The following is a 17,725-nucleotide window of genomic DNA, read 5'->3' on the forward strand; positions in this document are numbered from 1 at the left end:
TATGATCGGTTCCAGGGCGCGTCGCTCCCGCGATTACCCCATGTGGATGGCTCCTGCTCCCGGCGTCGCATTGCGCCATAGTCGGGATGTCATCGTCCCCTAGCAGAGGAGCCATCCATGTCCGAACTTGCCACGGTCGGTATCGACCTCGCAAAGACCATTTTCCAGATCCATGGTGTCGACGAGAGCGGCCGAGTTCTCGTGCGCTGCCAACTTCGCCGAAGCCAGTTGCTCGCGTTTTTCCAAAAGCGGCCGCGGTGCCTGATCGGCATGGAGGCCTGCGCGGGTTCACACGACTGGGGGCGCAAGCTTCAGGGGATGGGGCATGATGTCCGACTGATGCCGCCGTCTTATGTGAAGCCTTACGTGAAGCGCGGGAAGACGGATGCCGCGGACGCCGCCGCGATCTGCGAAGCGGTGACACGTCCCTCCATGCGGTTTGTTTCTATCAAGAGCGTGGCCTGCTCATCGGTTCTGGTTCTTCACCGCACACGAGACTTTCTGGTTCGCCAGCGCACGCAGATTGGCAATGCGATCCGAGCCCACATGACGGAGTTCGGTGTCATAACGGCGAAAGGCGCTCAGAATGTCGGTCGCTTGCGTGAACAACTGGATCGACTGCCGCAGGCGGCTCGGCTGCCCATAACCCTGCTCTTCGAACAGCTGGCCGAGACGAATGAGCGGATCGAACGGCTGACCGAAGGGATCAAAGAGACCCACGCGCAAAGCGAGACAAGCCAGCGTCTAGCCACAATCCCAGGTGTGGGGATGCTGTCGGCGACGATCATCGCGGCGACGACGCCGGATGTCGACAATTTCGGCAGCGCAAGGGACTATGCCGCCTGGCTCGGCCTCACTCCCAAGCCGCACTCCACCGGAGGCAAGCAGAGGGTGGGCCGGATCTCGAAGATGGGCAATCGTTATATCCGACGCTTGCTGTATCTGGGCGCCATGGCGCAGATCATGCTCAGATGCAGACTCAAGCGCGAACCGAGCTCGGACTGGCTATCGGGCATGCTGATGCGAAAGAAGACGAAGATCGTCGCCGTCGCTTTGGCGCATCGCATGGCACGAACAATATTCGCCGTCCTGAGGGACGGATCGCGTTACGAGCCGCAGTCAGCCTGACAGGCTCTCGGAATGGTCAGGGCAAAGTGAGGTGATGGCGAACAAACGGAGACGAAGAACCAGGACACCCCGATCAATCCGAAGCGCCTCGAGCGCGCTCGATTGAGTGGGACCTGTTCTCCAAGCGGATATTCATCGGGGCGCGCAGCGATCCCGTTGCACATTCAGCGCCGTATACATGGCCGCAACCGACCTGTTCACCAAACCCGATCCGATACCCTTGACCCGCAGGAGCCATCCATACACGGATTGAAGTCGGGGCTGTAGGGCGGCAGGAACATGAGCCTCGCGCCGGGCGTCTCGATCGCTTCGCGGATGCCGGCCGCCTTGTGGGCAGGCAGGTTGTCCATGACAACGTCGCCCTCCGACAGGGTCGGAACCAGAACCTGCTCGACATAGGCCAGGAACACGTTACCGTTCATGGCGCCGTCATAGACGAACGGAGCGGTCATGCCCGTCAGCCGGAGCGCGCCGGAGAAGGTGGTGGTCTTCCAATGGCCGTGCGGCACCCCGGCCCGGCAGCGCTCACCGCGCGGCGCACGTCCCCGCAGACGGGCCATCTTGGTCGACAGCCCGGTCTCATCAATAAAGACGAGCTTCGCCGGATCGAGATCGAGCTGGCTGTCGAACCAAGCGCGACGGCGCTTCAGGATGTCGGGGCGGTCCTGCTCCAATGCGTGTGCGGACTTTTTTTGAACGTCCACCCGTGGCCGCCAAGCCACGCGCTCAAGGCACTGCGGCTGATCCGGACCGACCGCTCGTCCCCAAGCCGCTCCACCATCTCGTTCAGCGTGATGTCCTTACGATCATCGATCAGCCCAACGGTGAAGGCTTCGTGAGCATCAAGGCTGGATGCGCGTTGGCGGCCTTGCGGGCGCGGCGTCCGCTCGCCGATCTTTGCCCTGGCGATCCAACGGATCGCGCTCGATATGCCGACGCCGAACCGCGCCGCAGCCTGCCGCGCCGACATGCCGGCCTCCGAGGCCTTCAGAACTCGGGACCGAAGATCTTCGCTCAGTGCTCTTCCCATCATCCACCTCATGAAAGTGGATGTTGAATCACCCGCGAACGCTGTCGTCACATCACAATCGATTCATCGATCACAGGACGTGCTCTAGTATGTGGCCGAGCCAATCCTCCCGGCGCCCGCGTTCTGGACCGAGGACAGCCCCGAGACGAAGATACGGAAGGCGGTATCCAACCCGTGGATGAGAGCCTGATCCACCGTCGTTCCAGATCCACCCGCAGCCCTGTGAGCTTTAGGCAGTGGAGATCACACGCCCTTATGTGGCCACACATCTGCTTGTCGCTGCCCTGCTCGGACAACAATTTTGGCTTTCGACAAATACTGTTTGCATGGTCTAAGGGGAATGCGAGGAGCCAAACCCGCATCCAATTTCAACGGAAGTGACAAGCGGAGAATTTTACGCGCTGATCGCAGTGACGCCTTACAGCGACGCCTCTGGTTCGCCACTTTCCATTTCAGACGAGATCACGAGGAATCTTTTCCGACCATGATTTGCAGAAGATGCGCTCGCCGTTCTCGAACGCGTCGAAGTCAACCTGCAGGTGGAAATCCGACTTGGTCGCGGTCAAGACCGTTCGCCCCTGCACCGTTGTCTGCCAGGCTCCTCGACCCCGATCGAACCGTTCATAGACTTCCGTGCGGACTGTTGAGGGATCATTTTCGGCGACGGAATAGATCAACTGCTTCTCGTGCCCAACGACCGTGCCGATAGGATCGAGACGCACTAAGCCATCGTCTCTCTTGACCGTGAGGCTGACCCCACCCGATACTAGGTCGGTCCGAATGAATCGCTCGACATTTCCGGTTTTCAACACCGTAGTCGCCATTGGCGCAGAAGCCTCCGGTGCGTCGAAGGCCCGTAAGTCGATGTCACTGGATTGAGGCATTCGGATCGGCAGATGCAAATGGCTGGCTGCAGCCTGTACCGTCAAAGTGGCGCGCTCGGGCGCGGGAAGTGCGATTGGCCAATAGACGGTCGAAATAGCGAGCCGAATCCGGTGGCCCGGGGGAAAGGTATAGCCGATCTCATCCATCGCAAGGCGGATGCGGTACGACTTTCCAGCTTCCATCGGCTGTAGGTCTTGGTGTCCGTCGCGGTGCGACAGGTTTAGCAGTCCATAGGTGACCCGTGTGACTTCCCCTGATGGTCTTACATCGGAAAGACGTGCCGCGAGAATCGCGCTGGGCTTGTCGCAACTGATCTCTAATTCAATGACCGGGGCGCCCAGAATTGGCGTGGCTTCCGTCAAGAGTTCGCTGTCAAAAATTAACGAACCTCCATCGTCCAAGCGTTGATCCAGCGGATGCTCCGGACCAACTCCACCGAGTGCATAGGGGCACCACTCGCCGCCCGCGATCCCAACCGTCGGTGGGGAGCTGATTTCAAGGGTGGCTTCAGGCAGCGGCTGCTGAGATAATCTGCCGAGGCCCATACGGCAAATCCGTGGCGACACGTGAGGAGACGGCCAGTTGGGGTCTGCGACCCAATGCCCAGGCCGCTCATCATAGTGGGCAGCGGGCTCCACCGAGTCGAGCATCCAGCTACGCAACATTGGCTCCTGCATAATGCCGGTATCCTCGCCCTTCAACCAGTGGTCCCACCAGCGAACGCATTCTTGCAGGAATCCAATGGCGGGACCGGGAACGCCCACATGAGGGTATTTGTGACCCCAAGGTCCAATCAGGCCTTTACGTGGTGCGTCCAGGCTTGAAAGGAGCCGGAATACTGCGTTGGAAAAGCCATCTCCCCAACCACCGACGGCGAAAACCGCGCAATCGATTGCGCCATAATCCTCGCAGACTGAGCCATGCTTCCAGAAATCATCTCGGCGCTGATGAGTGAGCCAATCAGTCATAGTTGGCCGTGCATTTTCCAAGCGCTCCATCCACATCGAGTGCCAGCGCTCCTTGCCGACAATTTCGGGATCCGGGGACTGAGACATCATCACGAAGCACGTTGTGCCCCAAGATACTGTGTCAGTGAGGATGCACCCACCCATGTGTTGCCCACCATCGGCGTAGCGATCGTCGGTCGAGCAGTGTGTGATGATCGCCTTTAGGCCTTTCGGTCGGCGAGCGGCGACTTGCAAGGCGCTGAACCCACCCCACGAGATGCCGATCATTCCCACCTTGCCACTGCACCAGGCCTGTTGCGTTATCCAATCGATTGCATCGACAGCATCGTCCTGTTCTTGCTTGACGTATTCATCCTCGAATAGGCCATCGGAATCGCCAGTGCCCCGGATATCTAGACGGATGCTTGCGTATCCATGCGATGCGAAATAACGGAATATACTTTCGTCCCTCTGAGCCGTTCCATCACGTTTGCGGTATGGAATGTAGTCGATAATAGCTGGAACCGGATCGGAAGCCGCATACTCGGGCAACCAGATTTTTGCAGCCAGACGTGTTCCGTCGGGAAGCGGTATCCACACGTTCTCCATGAGCATAACGGGTCTCGGCCCCAGGGCAATTTTCATTGTTCACCATCCAGGTTTGCAGATATCCGCATTTTCCATTTCCTTTGGGTTCAGCGATTTCTCGTCCGGAGCCGAAGCTGCTTCCGCTTTATGGGTCGGCAGGCTGGCAGGATTCTCTCTATGCGAAGGAACACACCGCACGAGGCCTACGATCAATCCCATCTTGGCGGCAGTCAAACACTGTTTCGAGATTGAACCCATCTGACAGTTAGAGGGCAAAATCGGCATATGTACCCGCTGGTGATTCTCGGGTTGTTACCCGCTCTGCAGCAAAAAAACCGCGGGCACTATTAAAGAAATCGGCCGCATTCTCGAAGCATGCGCGGGCGACGGCGATTCATCCTGTTCTTCCTTAGGTCCTTCGGACGGGAGTTCGTGGCCGGGCGTGCAGGGCTGGATTCCCCTCGGCTAAAAAACCGCCTAGATCGAGCCCGGCACCTCTAGCTAAGCTAGCGGAGATGCAGAAGCTCGATGTGCCATTCGGATATGCGGTCACTCTCCTTCTAGCCTTTGATCATGGATGCGCTGCAAGCACTCCCATCCAGCGCCTTGAAAACTGCGCCGGTGGGGAGGACACCGGCAGGGCGCGCCGCCGTTAGGTCGCGTCCGCGTGGCGACCAGACGGCGGCGGCAGGTCATGGCCTCGCGAGCGAGTTCGCCTCTGGATTCCGCAATGGTTTGTTCTGTTTCATCGTTGGGCACGCTCCACATTCAGTGCCGAAAGTGCGGCGAAAGGGCAGAGGCATCCCTTCAACACTCCACGCGCCTTACCGGGCGCGCGCTCCGCCCAAACCTCGATCGGGTGCTGCGCGGAAGCGAGTGCCCGGGAAAATTGACTCATTGCCGGGAATCCTTGCGGCATCCACCGGCTCTGTCAGGATTAAAGCGCGCCCTCGGCCTTCAGGGCGCGGTAAGTCGTATCGACCGATTTGGCCGTCGCGTCGACGATGATGTCGATCTCATCTCGGGTGATGATCAGTGGCGGGGCATAGCCGAGGATATCGCCCTGCGGCATGGCTCGGCCGATCACACCATTCTCAAACAGAGCAGCGGCGGCGCGCACGCCGACCTGAAGTCCGGGCTCGAACGGTACCCGTTCTTTAGGATCCCGCATCAGTTCCACGGCGGATAGAATGCCGACGCCGCGAACCTCGCCAACAATGGGATGTCCCTCCAGTTCGGCTTTCATGCGGGCATGCCAGTACGGTCCGACATCCCGAACATGTTCCAGGATGTTTCTTTCTTTTAGTAATTGAATATTGGCAAGGGCGGCCGCCGCGCAAAGCGTGTGACCGGAATATGTCCAGCCATGGCCGAGTGGGCCGTGCTTCTCAGTTCCTTGTTCCAAGACCGACCAAACGCGATCGCCGATAATTGACCCGGAGATGGGCAGGTAGGCGGAACTCAAGCCCTTCGCTATCGTCACGAAATCCGGACGCATGCCATAGAGATGGGAACCGAATTTCTCCCCGGTTCGCGCGAAGCCGCAGACGACTTCATCGGCAATAAGAAGGATATCGTACTTGTCAAGCACCCCTTGAATCGCAGTCCAATATCCCTTCGGGGGCGGAACGATGCCCCCGGTCCCAAGTACCGGCTCTCCGATGAAAGCTGCAACCGTCTCCGGGCCTTCGGCGAGGATAAGGGCTTCAAGTTCGTTAGCACAGCGCCTGGAGAACGATTCCTCACTTTCGCCATCATGCGCCTGCCGGTAATGGTGCGGCGTCGTTGTATGGCGCACCAAATTCAGAGGCAGGTCGAAGAAATCGTGAAAGAAGGGCAGGCCTGTCAGGCTACCGGTGACCAGCCCGGACCCGTGATATCCGCGATGCCGCGAGATGATCTTCTTCTTTTCAGGCCGGCCAAGAATGTTGTTATAGTACCAGACCAGCTTGACGTTGGTTTCGTTGGCGTCGGAGCCGGAAAGGCCAAAATAGACCCTTCGCATGTTCTGACCGAAATATTCGACGACCGCCTCCGCCAAGAGGGCGACTGGCTCAGTTCCTTGGCTTGCATAGACATGGGCGAACGGCAACTCGTGCGCTTGCCGGGCAATGGCGTCGGCAATCTCCGTGCAACCATATCCCATATTGACGCAGTAGAGCCCTCCAAAACCGTCAAGGCTCTTTCGTCCGTCCGTATCCCAGATGTACACGCCTTCGGCGCCGGCCATAATTCGGTTTGGCGTCTCGCCGCGACTGTGTTTGGCTAAGTGCGTAGACGGATGAAAGACGAAGCTTCGATCCTTCTCCCGGAGTTGCTCGGTTCCCAGATTGCTCAAGCGCATCGTTCCTCTCCCCGCGATCAGTCGGCGGAGGACACTCAGCCGCCTCCTTAGCAATTAGCATACCGGCAAACACCTCATGAATTTCGCGGGAATGCACGTCTCTTGCCGACGAATTCGCGGAATCGGCACCGATCACCGCGGAAATCAAGGCTTCGGGAGTTTATCTTTGCCTCAGGGTGGACAAGGGGATCGGTGAATTGGATTTCACTGGTTTCGTCACGACAAGGCTGTAGTATTGGTCGATCCCCAAGCCTGCCTGCAGCAATCCCTCCATGAAATCCTGATACGCAGCCATGGAAGGAGATGAAACGCGCATCAGATAATCGATCCGCCCCCCGATAGCCCAGCAGTCCAGGATTTCCGGAATCTCTTGGATCGCAGTCTCGAAGTGTCGTTGATCCTCGAGACGATGACGATCCAGAACCACCTCCACCATCACAAAAACCATGCCCCCGACGAGGGCTGGACTTAATCGCGCATAGAACCCCTCAATGATCCCTGCGACTTGAAGTACACGGAGCCGCTCGGAACAGGCCGAAGCCGAAAGGTGAACACGCTTTGCGAGCTCGCTTTTCGAAATCCGACCGTCTGACTGAATCTCTGAGAGAATCCGGACGTCCCAAGCGTCTAGTCGCACAGGATCGAGTTTCGACTTCATGACCTTTTGCTCTCAAGCCGTGATCGACAGCGCAATTAGCGCCGACCAATTCTATCATCAATTGAAGCGACCAAATGTAGTAGACGGTATCCGTTCTCGGCTCCCAACGCGCCAGTGTGGGGTTGTCGAAAGCAGGTGAGGGAGTTCGATTCATGGAAAGGCTATAGAAGCAGTTGGCTATCGCCCCACCTAACGGGGCGATGACGCAACTGAAGAGGGGTAATTGGCGGAGACCTCGTCGTAATACATAGCACTTTTTTGCATCTTCGCAGCTTAGCTGATTGGCCTCCATGGCCGGCATGATCGATGCAGTATTCACATCCGCGCATTTGGCATCGAGAGCGACTTGAAGACTTGAAGGTCTTTCTTATCTGGCTCGCCGAGGAGCTGGGCGCCAAACGATACCGCTTGTGTTACCGTTGCGGGGCGGGAGTCTGGCCGGATCGGCAGCCGGGAACACTCAAACGCCGATGCTGCGCGCGATGCTGTCGGCCGCCATGCGCTTGCGCCACTCAAGAGGCCCGGAATTGTGAATGGAGTTTCCCTCAACATCGACAGCCATGATGACAGGCATGTCCTGCACCTCGAATTCATGGATCGCTTCCATGCCCAGGTCTTCAAAGGCAACGATCCGTGCCGCCTTGATCGATTTTGAAATCAGGTACGCAGCGCCACCCACTGCGATGAGATAGGGCGTTCTGTGTCTCACAATCGACTCGATTGCCGCCAGGCCCCTCTCCGCTTTGCCGACCATCGCATATAGGCCGGTCTCGGCGAGAATCTTTTCAATAAAACCGTCCATGCGGCTGGAGGTTGTCGGGCCAGCCGGCCCGACCACCTCATCCCTCACTGCGCGGACTGGTCCGACGTAGTAGATCACGCGTCCCCGCAGATCGACTGGGAGCGGCTTGCCGGCATCGATCAGATCGACCATTCGCTGGTGGGCAGCGTCTCGGCCCGTCAGCATCTTTCCGGACAAAAGAAGGGTTTCCCCGCAGCGCCACGATGCCGTCTCTTCCTTTGTGAGCGTATTGAGATTGACCCGCCGGACGCTGGTTGTGTGCAAATCCTCACCGATCTGGGGCCATTCGGTAAGGTCGGGCGGCTCAAGCCTGATGGGTCCAGAGCCGTCCAAGGTAAACGTCAGGTGCCGGTTGGCGGCGCATTGCGGAATGAGCGCCACGGGCTTGGACGCGGCGTGGGTAGGATAGGTTGCAACCTTGACATCAACGACGGTTGTCAGACCTCCGAGCCCCTGGGCTCCGATACCGAGCGCGTTAATGCGTTCATAGAGCTCAATCCGGAGTGCCTCCTCCGCGCATGACGACCCCCTGGCGAGCAGCTCCGACATGTCGATAGGCTCGTTCATGGCCTCCTTGGCCAGCAGCATCGCCTTTTCAGCGCTACCACCGATGCCGACCGAGATCAGGCCGGGTGGGCACCATCCGCTGCCAAGGGTCGAAACGGTGTCGACCACCCAGTCGGCAACGGACGCGCTGGGATTAAGGGTGGTGAAACGTGCCTTGTTTTCCGATCCGCCGCCTTTTGCGGCGATGGTGATCTCAATCTGGTTGCCTTGCACAAGGTCGACGTGGATGACCGCCGGCGTGTTGTCACGCGTATTCACCCGCCCGGCAAGCGGATCCGAGACGATCGATGGTCGAAGGGGATTGTAGGGGTCTAGATATGCTTGGCGGACGCCCTCATTCACGAGGTCGGCGAAACTGGCCGTTGATTTGATGCGGACGCCCATGCCGACTCTTGCAAAGACCACCACAAGACCGGTATCCTGACAGATCGGGCGCCGGCCGAAGGCCGCGATTCGAGAGTTCAGCAAAATCTGCCCGATGGCGTTCTTAGCCGACGGACTCTGTTCGCGCGCGTATGCCTGCGAAAGGTACCGGATGTAGTCAGGGGGATGGTAGTACGAGATGTACTGAAGGGCGTCGCCGACGCTCTTTGTAATATCCTTGCCGGCAATGGTTCGTGTTTTTTTATTCACCGAATCTCATCCGAATGACCCAAGCCCGTTGACCAATTTCAGGCTTTGGAAGCTCCGCAATCCCTGCTCGCCCCCCTCATATCCATAGCCGCTTTGTTTGACGCCACCATATGGTGCATCTGCGGAAACCCCTTTCAGGTAATTTACACTGATCGCGCCTGCCGAAAGACCGCCGATCAGCGCCCGTTTCGCATCGGTGGCGCCGGTGAAGAAGTAGGCAGCCAAGCCATACTCAGTGGCGTTGGCTTCTTCGATCGCCTCCTCGATCGTGTCGAACGGCGCCACGGTGAGAATCGGCCCGAACGGTTCATCATGAAGCACTTTCGCATCCTTTGGCACCCCTGTCAGGATGGTCGGTGGCCAGTAAAAACCCGGCTGGTCGAGGCGGGTGCCGCCGGTTTCGATGCGGGCGCCGCGATCGACCGCATCCTCGATCAGACGATGCATGGCCTCGACTCGGCGTGCGTTCGCCATTGGGCCCATCTCCGTCGCCGGGTCGTCCGGTGGGCCGATCTTGATCTTGCGAGCGGCTTCCGTCATCCGGGACAGAAATTCCTCATAGAGGGTCCGCGCGACGAGGATCCTGCTGGGCGCATTGCAGCTTTGACCCGCGCACTCGAACTTGTATTCCGTGACTGCCGGTATAGCTTTTGCCAGGTCGGCATCCTCGCATACAACGACCGGGGAGTGCCCACCGAGTTCAAGAATGCACCGCTGCAAGTTATTCGCGGCGAGCTTGGCGAGCTGTTTTCCAACCTCGGTAGAGCCCGTGAAAGTTAGAACCTTGACGATCGGCGAGCTGAGGAGATGCCGGGATATTTGCACCGGAACGCCAAAGACGAGATTGACTACGCCCTCCGGGAGACCCGCTTGTCGCAAGGCCGCGACGAAATGGACAGCCGCGCTTGGTGTCTCTTCAGCTCCTTTGAGGATCACCGGGCAGCCTGCCGCCAAAGCAGGGGCGAGCTTGCGGGCGATGAGAACGGCGGGATAGTTCCAAGGCGTGAAGGCAGCAACGACGCCAAGGGACTCCGGTACGATCATCCGGTTCGGGCCCATCGGAATAGGGGCCGACAGCTCTTCGGCGTGGGTGCCGTTCCACTCCAGTGTTTCGACAGCGCGCGCGTACTCACCTGTCGCTTCGGCAATCGTCTTTCCCTGTTCGGCCGACAAATCCTTCGCTGCGTCTCCCACCTTCGTGGCAAGGATCCTGGCGGCCGCCATAAGGATCTCGCCGCGCTCTTTTGCAGGCCGTGAGGACCAAGCCCGGCGGCTGCGTTCTGCAGAAGCGAGGGCCTCATCCAGATCCGACGCTGAAGCCGCGGCCACCGAGCCAAATACCTTCTCTGTCGCCGGGTTGGTTACCGGCAGAGTAATTCCGTCACTACCAGCTCGCCACCTGCCATTGATGAAAAGCTGATAGCTCGTGGCGTTGGACATCGCATTCTCCGCTTGACTGTATTCCTGCCAGTGACCAGCCTATATCCGGACCATGGTCTCGCTTCTCTGCAGTTTCATCGCAATGGTCACGCCCGGTCAAATATGGAATATCGACCAAAACCATCTCGAATACAGATTGATACGGCTCAGGCAGTCGCGGAGGAGCGGTAGCTCCCGGAACTTGGCTTGAAGGATGTGCCTAAGCCCGGTCCGGAGCCGTGGCCGACCAGTGCCTGCTCTCGATCAATGTCCTGACGACCTTGGGGATCAGCTTGCGGACCGCAGAAACGGCTGGAGAGCGCTCATCTTTCGGGTTGACGGCAAGCACAACGGAACGGGTGATCACTGGATCAATGATTTTAACCGTCCGGACTTGGCCTTGAGACGCCTCTTTCTGAATGGCTGACGGGGTAAGAATAGAATAGGCCTTTCCTTCCATGACCATATTGATGATCGTAGAAAGGGAGTCGACTTCGAATCTTACGTCAAGCACACAACCATGTTGCGCAACGACATCAGCCACCGAACGCCTGACATTGTTGTTGCGCATCGGAACCGCCAGCGGAAACTCGTGCAGGTCGGCGAGCGGTATCGACTCTTCGAAAGGCGGTTCACCCGGCGGCACCACCAGGCAAAACTCTTCGCGGGCCAGCACCGTCATTTGCCCCACGCTCTCGGCAGTGCGGTAGAGGACAGCCAGATTGAAGCGGCCAGCAGCCATCCACTCCTCCAGCGGTCCCGTCATGCCCTCGATCATCTTAAGTGAGATCCTCGGCAATTCGCTCCTTATGGATTCAAGCAGGGGACCGCTAAGGACGCGAGCGGCTCCGGACGGAATGCCAATGGTCACCTCTCCAGAAGGAGCAGCCACCGTGTTGGTCAGTTCCGTCTCAGTGAGTTGAATTTCCTTAAGGATGCTCCGACCGCGCTCAAGCAATTTTGCACCGGACGCCGTGACGCTGACGCCCGTTCTGTCGCGTACCAGCAGCTGGGTGCCGAATCCTTCCTCCAATTGACGCACATGCAGACTTAGAGCGCTTTGAGCAACGTTAAGGATCGCAGCTGCCTTCGTGAAGCTGCCAGCTTCCACTACGCCGACAAAGTATTTTAACTGCCTGATATCCACGGTTTAACCCAACTGAGGCACTCTCCCCAGTCCCTTCGTATTTATCTCGAAACAAGATGGCGAGCAAGTAATACTTGCCGAGCCCACACCGGGAAGGTTCCCGGTCGACCATTGACCGGAGGTAGGTCAGTTGCTGCCGGCGAGGGCCAGGATTTCGTGAGCGCGCCGCACCACCGGCGGGTCAATCATCTTGCCATCCACCGCGAATGCAGACAGCCCGCGGGCGACGGCATCGCTTTCCGCCGCGACGACACAGCGGGCCCATGCGATTTCCTGTGCGCTTGGCGAGAAAGCCTCATTGAATATGGCCACCTGTGTCGGATGGATCGCCAAAGCTCCGGCAAAGCCAAGCCGCCGCGCATGCGCCGCAGCTTCACGAAGTTTACCAGTGTCCGAGAATTCGCCGATGCTCCCTATGAAGCCCAGCGGGAGCAACCCGGCCGCACGGGCGGCAAAAAGAACGGAAAGGTTCGGCGCCAAGAGGAGGTCAAAATCCGGGGCGCCGCCGACAGCGGCACTGAAGTCTTCAGGACCAAGCGCCATTGCAACCATCCTGGGATGGGCCGACGCAATGGCCGCGAGTCTTTGCAACGCGGTTGGCGTCTCGATCTGGGCGAGGAACCGGATGCGTCCCAGCGCTAGATTTCTTTCTCGTTCAAGGTCCGATACCGCATTCGCGATCTCTGATACCCACTCTGCCGACTCCACCTTGGGAAGAACAAGGGCGTCAACACCTTCCATTACGGCTGCATCGAGATCGGCCGCCAAGGCGCGCAAACCACGATTCACGCGGACCAAAACCGATTTGCCCATGCGGCCCGCCTTTGCCACGGATGCAGAAAGCTGCCGCCGTGACTCACCCTTCTGATCCTGGGGAACGGAGTCCTCGAGGTCGAGTATGACGCCATCTGCACCGCGCTCATGAGCAGTCTCCACAAAGCGCGGAACGTGAGCGGGAACGAAGAGCAGGGATTTCCATCGGGGTACAGACATCGCGCGTTCAACGGCCGGTACGATGTCCCTGATCATGGAGTCGCCTCCGCGGTCGATTTTAGCGAGGGCGGTGGCAGCGAGCTTGCTGGGCGGCCGATGCACTGCGATGGCAAGCAGGCACGCTCCGTCGCGAGCGCGCGCACCTTACCGACAAGATGCGCGCTCACGCTGACGCGGCTCTTTCGCGCAAACGCCCCAGAACCTCTTCCCGGACAGTCTCCGTATGAGCGCCAAGAGCCGGAACGGGGCGAAGCGAGGGGCGCTCCGAGTTGAAGATCGCCGCCGGCGCTATCGCCTCGACAGTTCCTTCGGGCGTGCCAATCTCGACCCTACGAAGGTGGGGATGCTTTGAAACATCCGCCACTTCGTTAAGGCGCCCATATGCCAGACCGGCCGCCTCAAGCTCCTGCATTGCTTCGTGGCAGGACAGTTCGGAAAACCGCCGTTCAATGATCTCATCAAGTTGCGCACGATGACCGAGGCGCTCCATATTATCGGCAAAACCAGGTGTGCGTGTGAGCTCCGGCTGCTTCAAGAATTCTCCGCAGAAGTTTACCCATTCGCGGTCATTCTGAACCGAAAAGATGACGTCTTTGCCATCGGCGCAACGATAGGCGCCATACGGCGCCAGCGACGGGTGTCTCACACCGGCGCGTACTGTGTGGTAGCTGCTGTGGTCGTGTTGCAGAACCGGTACATTCATCCAGTCGGCGACGGCATCGAACAGTGACACCTGGATGCTTGCCCCCTCGCCGGTGACCTCGCGGTGATAGAGCGCCTGAAGAATGGCGCTATGTGCTGTCATCCCTGCCGAGATGTCGCAAACCGATACCCCGACACGCGCAGGCCCTTGTTGGGTGCCGGTGATCGCGCATAGACCTGTTTCGGCCTGGACGATGAGATCGTAAGCCTTCAAGTGGGAATACGGCCCTGTCTCCCCGAACCCAGAGATGTCGCAGGTGATCAGCCGCGGAAAACCTCGACGGAGATCCGCAGACCCGAAACCCAGTTTTTCGATGCTGCCCGGCTTTAGATTCTGGATAAAGACGTCAGCCACGGCGATGAGTGATTCCAGGACGGCACGATCTGCCTCTGACCTTAGGTCCAGGCAAACCGACTCCTTACCCCGGTTGAGCCAGACGAAGTACGCGCTCTGTCCCCGTACCAGCTTGTCGTAGTTTCGGGCAAAGTCCCCTTCGGGCCTTTCGACTTTGATGACTCTGGCGCCGGCGTCCGCAAGCCGAGACGATGCATAGGGCGCGGCCACGGCCTGCTCCACGGCAACGACGGTGATCCCCTCAAGGCTGTTCTGCATGCGGCACCCGCGCTTTTCAACTAACGATTTCGGTTTTGAGCCCGACGACGGTTCAGCATCGCGAACAACCGGTTCTGTTCGTTCCCGACGATCGAGAATCCCTCGTCGACTCCCATTCCGGGCTTTGCGAGCATCATGTCCGCCTGTGTCGCAACCGATACGTGAACCGAAGCCCGGGCGGAGAGATCCGTCTCCGTGCAACTTCCTCCGACATAAGCTCCCACCTTGTTCGCCTTGCAGAGGAGAACGGCACGCGCCGTATCGGCAATTGAGCCGACATCGGGGGTCTTGATTTGGACGAGATGCGTGGCTTTCGCTTCGGCAAAGAGCCGAATATCCTCAAGCGTATTGCATCTCTCATCCACGACAATGCGTGCGTTGGAACCCCGGTTGTCCAAAATCGATACAATCTTGGCGTAGTTCTCAATTTGAGCTTGCGTCGAACCAAAATCCGCGGGGGACTCAACGTTCAGCGTGAAATCCGGGACGGTGTCTGCAACCTTGCAGATAAAGTCGGCGATCCGTTGCGGCTCCAGGCCGATTTCCTGGCCGATCCAGCCATACACATCGAAATGCAAGACCGGATGATACCCCGGGCGGCCGATTTCGCGGGTGCGCTTTGCAACCCACTTAACGAACTCCATGAAGGTCTGGCCGTGAGCGCCGAATTTTGCCCGTGAGTTGATCAGGCCGTGGGGGAGCACATCCACCGACTTCAAAATCATCTTGTCTACGTTGACTTCGCGAGCATCGCCGCCCTGACAGTAAATAGGGACCCTGCGCGTTGGCAGTGGCAGATCAAACTCCGCACAAACGGTTTCCGCCATCGTCTTGCGCGTAATATGGGCGGCCGCGCGAAGAAGCGTCTGGCTGACGCCATACTCAACAGCGAGCGGTAACCGCTGATGTTCGACGGGTTCAAAAACCTTCGCGCAAGAATCACAAAACAGAGAGGCATCGACATCAAGAAGCCGTGGTGCGATAACGCGTGACGTTAAATCTGAGATTAGATCGGTGTCAAACAGAGGATCGCGTCCACCGGCACCAGAGTACTGGACGTTCATCATGTCACCCCAAACAACGGTGTCGTCGGCAAGGACGAGCCCAATGCTGAGCGAAGATGCCGGAATGCGAATGGACGTGAACCCCGGCGTTGTCGGTTCGTTGACATAGATGAAACCGTCCTGGGTTGCGCCTGCCCTGATTGCAGCCTGGTCGTCATAGAAAAATGCGCCATTGCCAGGCGCGAGGAGGACATCTTTGATCTGCACTTCGCTTCGCTCAATTCTTTTTCCGGATGGCGTTCTCGGCGGATGCCGTTTGATCCACTACCTGCCAACTATGGCCACTTGGCGTTGAGTTCGCCAATATAATGTCCCGGACAGTACCATCGCGTTTTCAGATGGCTGGTACCCGCCCTAATGAAAACTCTGTCGCTCTAACGCATTATACTGAGAACAGTGGTCTTTCGAGCCGAAACGAGCGTAAAGTTGAAAGAGCCATGGCTGTATGCGGATATCGCCCGTGCATAGGCGACGTGCGGGCAGACACGCTCGCCGAAACGCTTCCAATACGCTGGTATCCGAGGCAAAGGCCGAGAATAGGCACGCCAACCTGAAGGTTCCGCACTACGCCGGTAGATGTTCCGGCCTCTTGGAGTGCAGGGACCACGGGACAACGGCTCGCGAACGACCCGCGTGCGCGGCAGGTTGGGGTTGAGCTTGCGCACCGGCAACACCCGCACCTTGTCGGTGTCAGCGACGATGGGCAGCTCGATATCGGCCCGCTGGCGGCGAAATCGGTCTCGAGATCCTCGAGTTCGAGCCGCATCTGGCCCAGCTTCTCGGACGAACGGCCGAAGGCCTTGCGGTTGAAGCGATCGATCTGCAGCTGCAGGCGCTGGATGCGAAGTGCCGCCTCGGCGCGCTCTCTTCGAAGCTGCTCATCGCGTTGGGCGATGGTGATGTCACGGGCAGAAACGGCCGCTCCCAGAAGCGCAATCCGGGCGAAGAAATCAGCGTTGAGGGAGCTTGTTTCGACACCCAAAACCTATACCCGAAAGACCCTCGTTACGGAAGAAGAATCAACACAAAATCAACAAGAAGCGATCAAAATCAGCCAGCCAAACGCGGTCGATAAATCTTGCTCGGCCGGTGCCAGTCGATCCCGTCCAAAAGCAGCGAAAGCTGCGCCTTGGTGAGCGACACGGAGACCTGCTCCTTGGTGGTTGGCCAGGCAAAACAACCATCGGTAAGCCGCTTGTAGCTCACTGGGAATGCAGGTGGTTCATCGTCCCCGTTGCAGTTTGTGACGGTGACTCACCCCTTTCATCCCTATTCCGGGCAGCGCGGTGCCTGCATTGGGAAGCGCGGTAACCGAGCGGGCAAGCTGTTGCTGCTGCGCTTTGACGATGGCCGGATTTGCTCTGTTCCGCCGCAATGGACCGATGCAGCAGTGCCCAGCCTTGAGGTTGTCGCGGGAAACGGGCGCGCACTGTGCAGCCTCACCGACCTACCGGAACTCAGCGGTCTCGTAGAGCGCCTCATATCGCAACGCAGACGCGAAACACCGCAAGATTGTAAAGGAATTTTTGCCGACGTTGAACGCCACAAAACCCGTGGAGCCTTCGTTGAATGTGCCAGATTTGCGGGAATCATATGCGATTGGTCGACAGAGACGCGCTTGACGGTTTAGCCTTGCACGGCATATTTATAATTACGTCAATTGAGTCGACATCGGGAGCAGCGCAGGTGTCGGACAGCGTCAAGCACAGGCAATCGAAGGCCAGCGCCCTGGCCGCGGATGGCACGCTCAATCCAGCCCCGGAAAAAATCGGCGACCAGAAGTTCCGGGAGGACGGCTTCTTCGATCCGCGCGACATCGTGCAGGTGAAGTACGAGATGCTGCGGCGCGTATCCGTCGACAAAATGTCGGTAACGGAGGTGTCCGACGAATATGGCGTCTCCCGGCCGACCTTCTACCAGGCCAAGGCGGACTTCGAGGACGCGGGTCTGGCCGGCCTAGTACCGAGGAAGCGCGGCCCGCATGGCCCGCACAAGATCCAAAGCGAAGTGCTGACCTTCCTCAGGGCCCAGGTGGTTCCAGGCGAGCCCATTCGGGCACGCGAACTGACGAACCGGATCCGGACAGAGTTCGGCCTCGATGTCCACCCCAGAACAATCGAGCGTGCGCTCGGCGTAAAAAAAACGGCGTAACCATCAGTGGTGGTGCGCAATTGCCGTGCCCGATGCTGTCCCGCGCCACGGAGC

At 58.7% G+C, this 17,725-nt stretch carries 14 protein-coding genes and 1 pseudogene; 3 read left to right on the forward strand and 12 right to left on the reverse strand.

The window, feature by feature from the left end; translation table 11 throughout:
* Window positions 1-117 precede the first annotated feature (117 nt).
* Window positions 118-1,128, forward strand: a complete 1,011-nt coding sequence (locus EB231_RS32540) for an IS110 family transposase (RefSeq protein WP_172352410.1) — start codon at window positions 118-120, stop codon at window positions 1,126-1,128.
* A 241-nt stretch (window positions 1,129-1,369) separates the two neighbouring features.
* Here the strand turns inward: EB231_RS32540 and EB231_RS32545 are convergent.
* The 12 genes and pseudogenes from EB231_RS32545 to tnpB form a co-directional block, all read right to left on the reverse strand.
* Window positions 1,370-2,158: pseudogene (locus EB231_RS32545) on the reverse strand (IS630 family transposase); the annotation flags it as partial.
* Window positions 2,159-2,610: 452 nt separating this feature from the next.
* Window positions 2,611-4,635 carry a CocE/NonD family hydrolase gene (locus EB231_RS32550; protein ID WP_246740814.1) on the reverse strand — a complete coding sequence of 675 codons (2,025 nt, stop codon included), beginning with the start codon at window positions 4,633-4,635 and terminating at the stop codon, window positions 2,611-2,613.
* 880 nt (window positions 4,636-5,515) lie between these two features.
* Window positions 5,516-6,922 (reverse strand): aminotransferase, encoded by a 1,407-nt coding sequence (locus tag EB231_RS32555; RefSeq protein WP_172352411.1) that lies wholly within the window; start codon window positions 6,920-6,922, stop codon window positions 5,516-5,518.
* Window positions 6,923-7,082: 160 nt separating this feature from the next.
* On the reverse strand, window positions 7,083-7,580 hold the full coding sequence (locus tag EB231_RS32560) for an Lrp/AsnC family transcriptional regulator (protein WP_172352412.1): 498 nt from the start codon (window positions 7,578-7,580) through the stop codon (window positions 7,083-7,085).
* A 460-nt stretch (window positions 7,581-8,040) separates the two neighbouring features.
* Window positions 8,041-9,582, reverse strand: a complete 1,542-nt coding sequence (locus EB231_RS32565) for a fumarate hydratase (protein WP_172352413.1) — start codon at window positions 9,580-9,582, stop codon at window positions 8,041-8,043.
* Between the two features lie 6 nt (window positions 9,583-9,588).
* On the reverse strand, window positions 9,589-11,022 hold the full coding sequence (locus EB231_RS32570; RefSeq protein ID WP_172352414.1) for an NAD-dependent succinate-semialdehyde dehydrogenase: 1,434 nt from the start codon (window positions 11,020-11,022) through the stop codon (window positions 9,589-9,591).
* Window positions 11,023-11,221: 199 nt separating this feature from the next.
* Window positions 11,222-12,148 carry a LysR family transcriptional regulator gene (locus tag EB231_RS32575; protein WP_172352415.1) on the reverse strand — a complete coding sequence of 309 codons (927 nt, stop codon included), beginning with the start codon at window positions 12,146-12,148 and terminating at the stop codon, window positions 11,222-11,224.
* A 126-nt stretch (window positions 12,149-12,274) separates the two neighbouring features.
* Window positions 12,275-13,177 carry an HpcH/HpaI aldolase/citrate lyase family protein gene (locus tag EB231_RS32580; protein ID WP_246740815.1) on the reverse strand — a complete coding sequence of 301 codons (903 nt, stop codon included), beginning with the start codon at window positions 13,175-13,177 and terminating at the stop codon, window positions 12,275-12,277.
* Between the two features lie 127 nt (window positions 13,178-13,304).
* Window positions 13,305-14,456, reverse strand: a complete 1,152-nt coding sequence (locus EB231_RS32585) for a CaiB/BaiF CoA transferase family protein (protein WP_172352416.1) — start codon at window positions 14,454-14,456, stop codon at window positions 13,305-13,307.
* Window positions 14,457-14,476: 20 nt separating this feature from the next.
* Window positions 14,477-15,727, reverse strand: coding sequence for a methylaspartate ammonia-lyase (locus EB231_RS32590; RefSeq protein ID WP_172352417.1), 1,251 nt, complete (start codon window positions 15,725-15,727; stop codon window positions 14,477-14,479).
* A 175-nt stretch (window positions 15,728-15,902) separates the two neighbouring features.
* Entirely contained in the window at window positions 15,903-16,502 is a 600-nt protein-coding gene (locus EB231_RS35780; RefSeq protein WP_172352418.1) for an IS66 family transposase, read from the reverse strand.
* Window positions 16,503-16,570: 68 nt separating this feature from the next.
* Window positions 16,571-16,726, reverse strand: a complete 156-nt coding sequence (tnpB, locus tag EB231_RS35785; protein WP_172352419.1) for an IS66 family insertion sequence element accessory protein TnpB — start codon at window positions 16,724-16,726, stop codon at window positions 16,571-16,573.
* Window positions 16,727-16,769: 43 nt separating this feature from the next.
* Here tnpB and EB231_RS35790 point away from each other — a divergent pair, with 43 nt between their 5' ends.
* Window positions 16,770-17,150, forward strand: coding sequence for a DUF5372 family protein (locus EB231_RS35790; RefSeq protein WP_445299335.1), 381 nt, complete (start codon window positions 16,770-16,772; stop codon window positions 17,148-17,150).
* Window positions 17,120-17,671 carry a helix-turn-helix domain-containing protein gene (locus tag EB231_RS32610; protein WP_246740816.1) on the forward strand — a complete coding sequence of 184 codons (552 nt, stop codon included), beginning with the start codon at window positions 17,120-17,122 and terminating at the stop codon, window positions 17,669-17,671. The genes EB231_RS35790 and EB231_RS32610 overlap by 31 nt, the downstream gene beginning before the upstream one ends.
* Window positions 17,672-17,725: the final 54 nt, after the last annotated feature.

Source organism: Mesorhizobium sp. NZP2298, assembly GCF_013170825.1.
Lineage (GTDB): Bacteria > Pseudomonadota > Alphaproteobacteria > Rhizobiales > Rhizobiaceae > Mesorhizobium.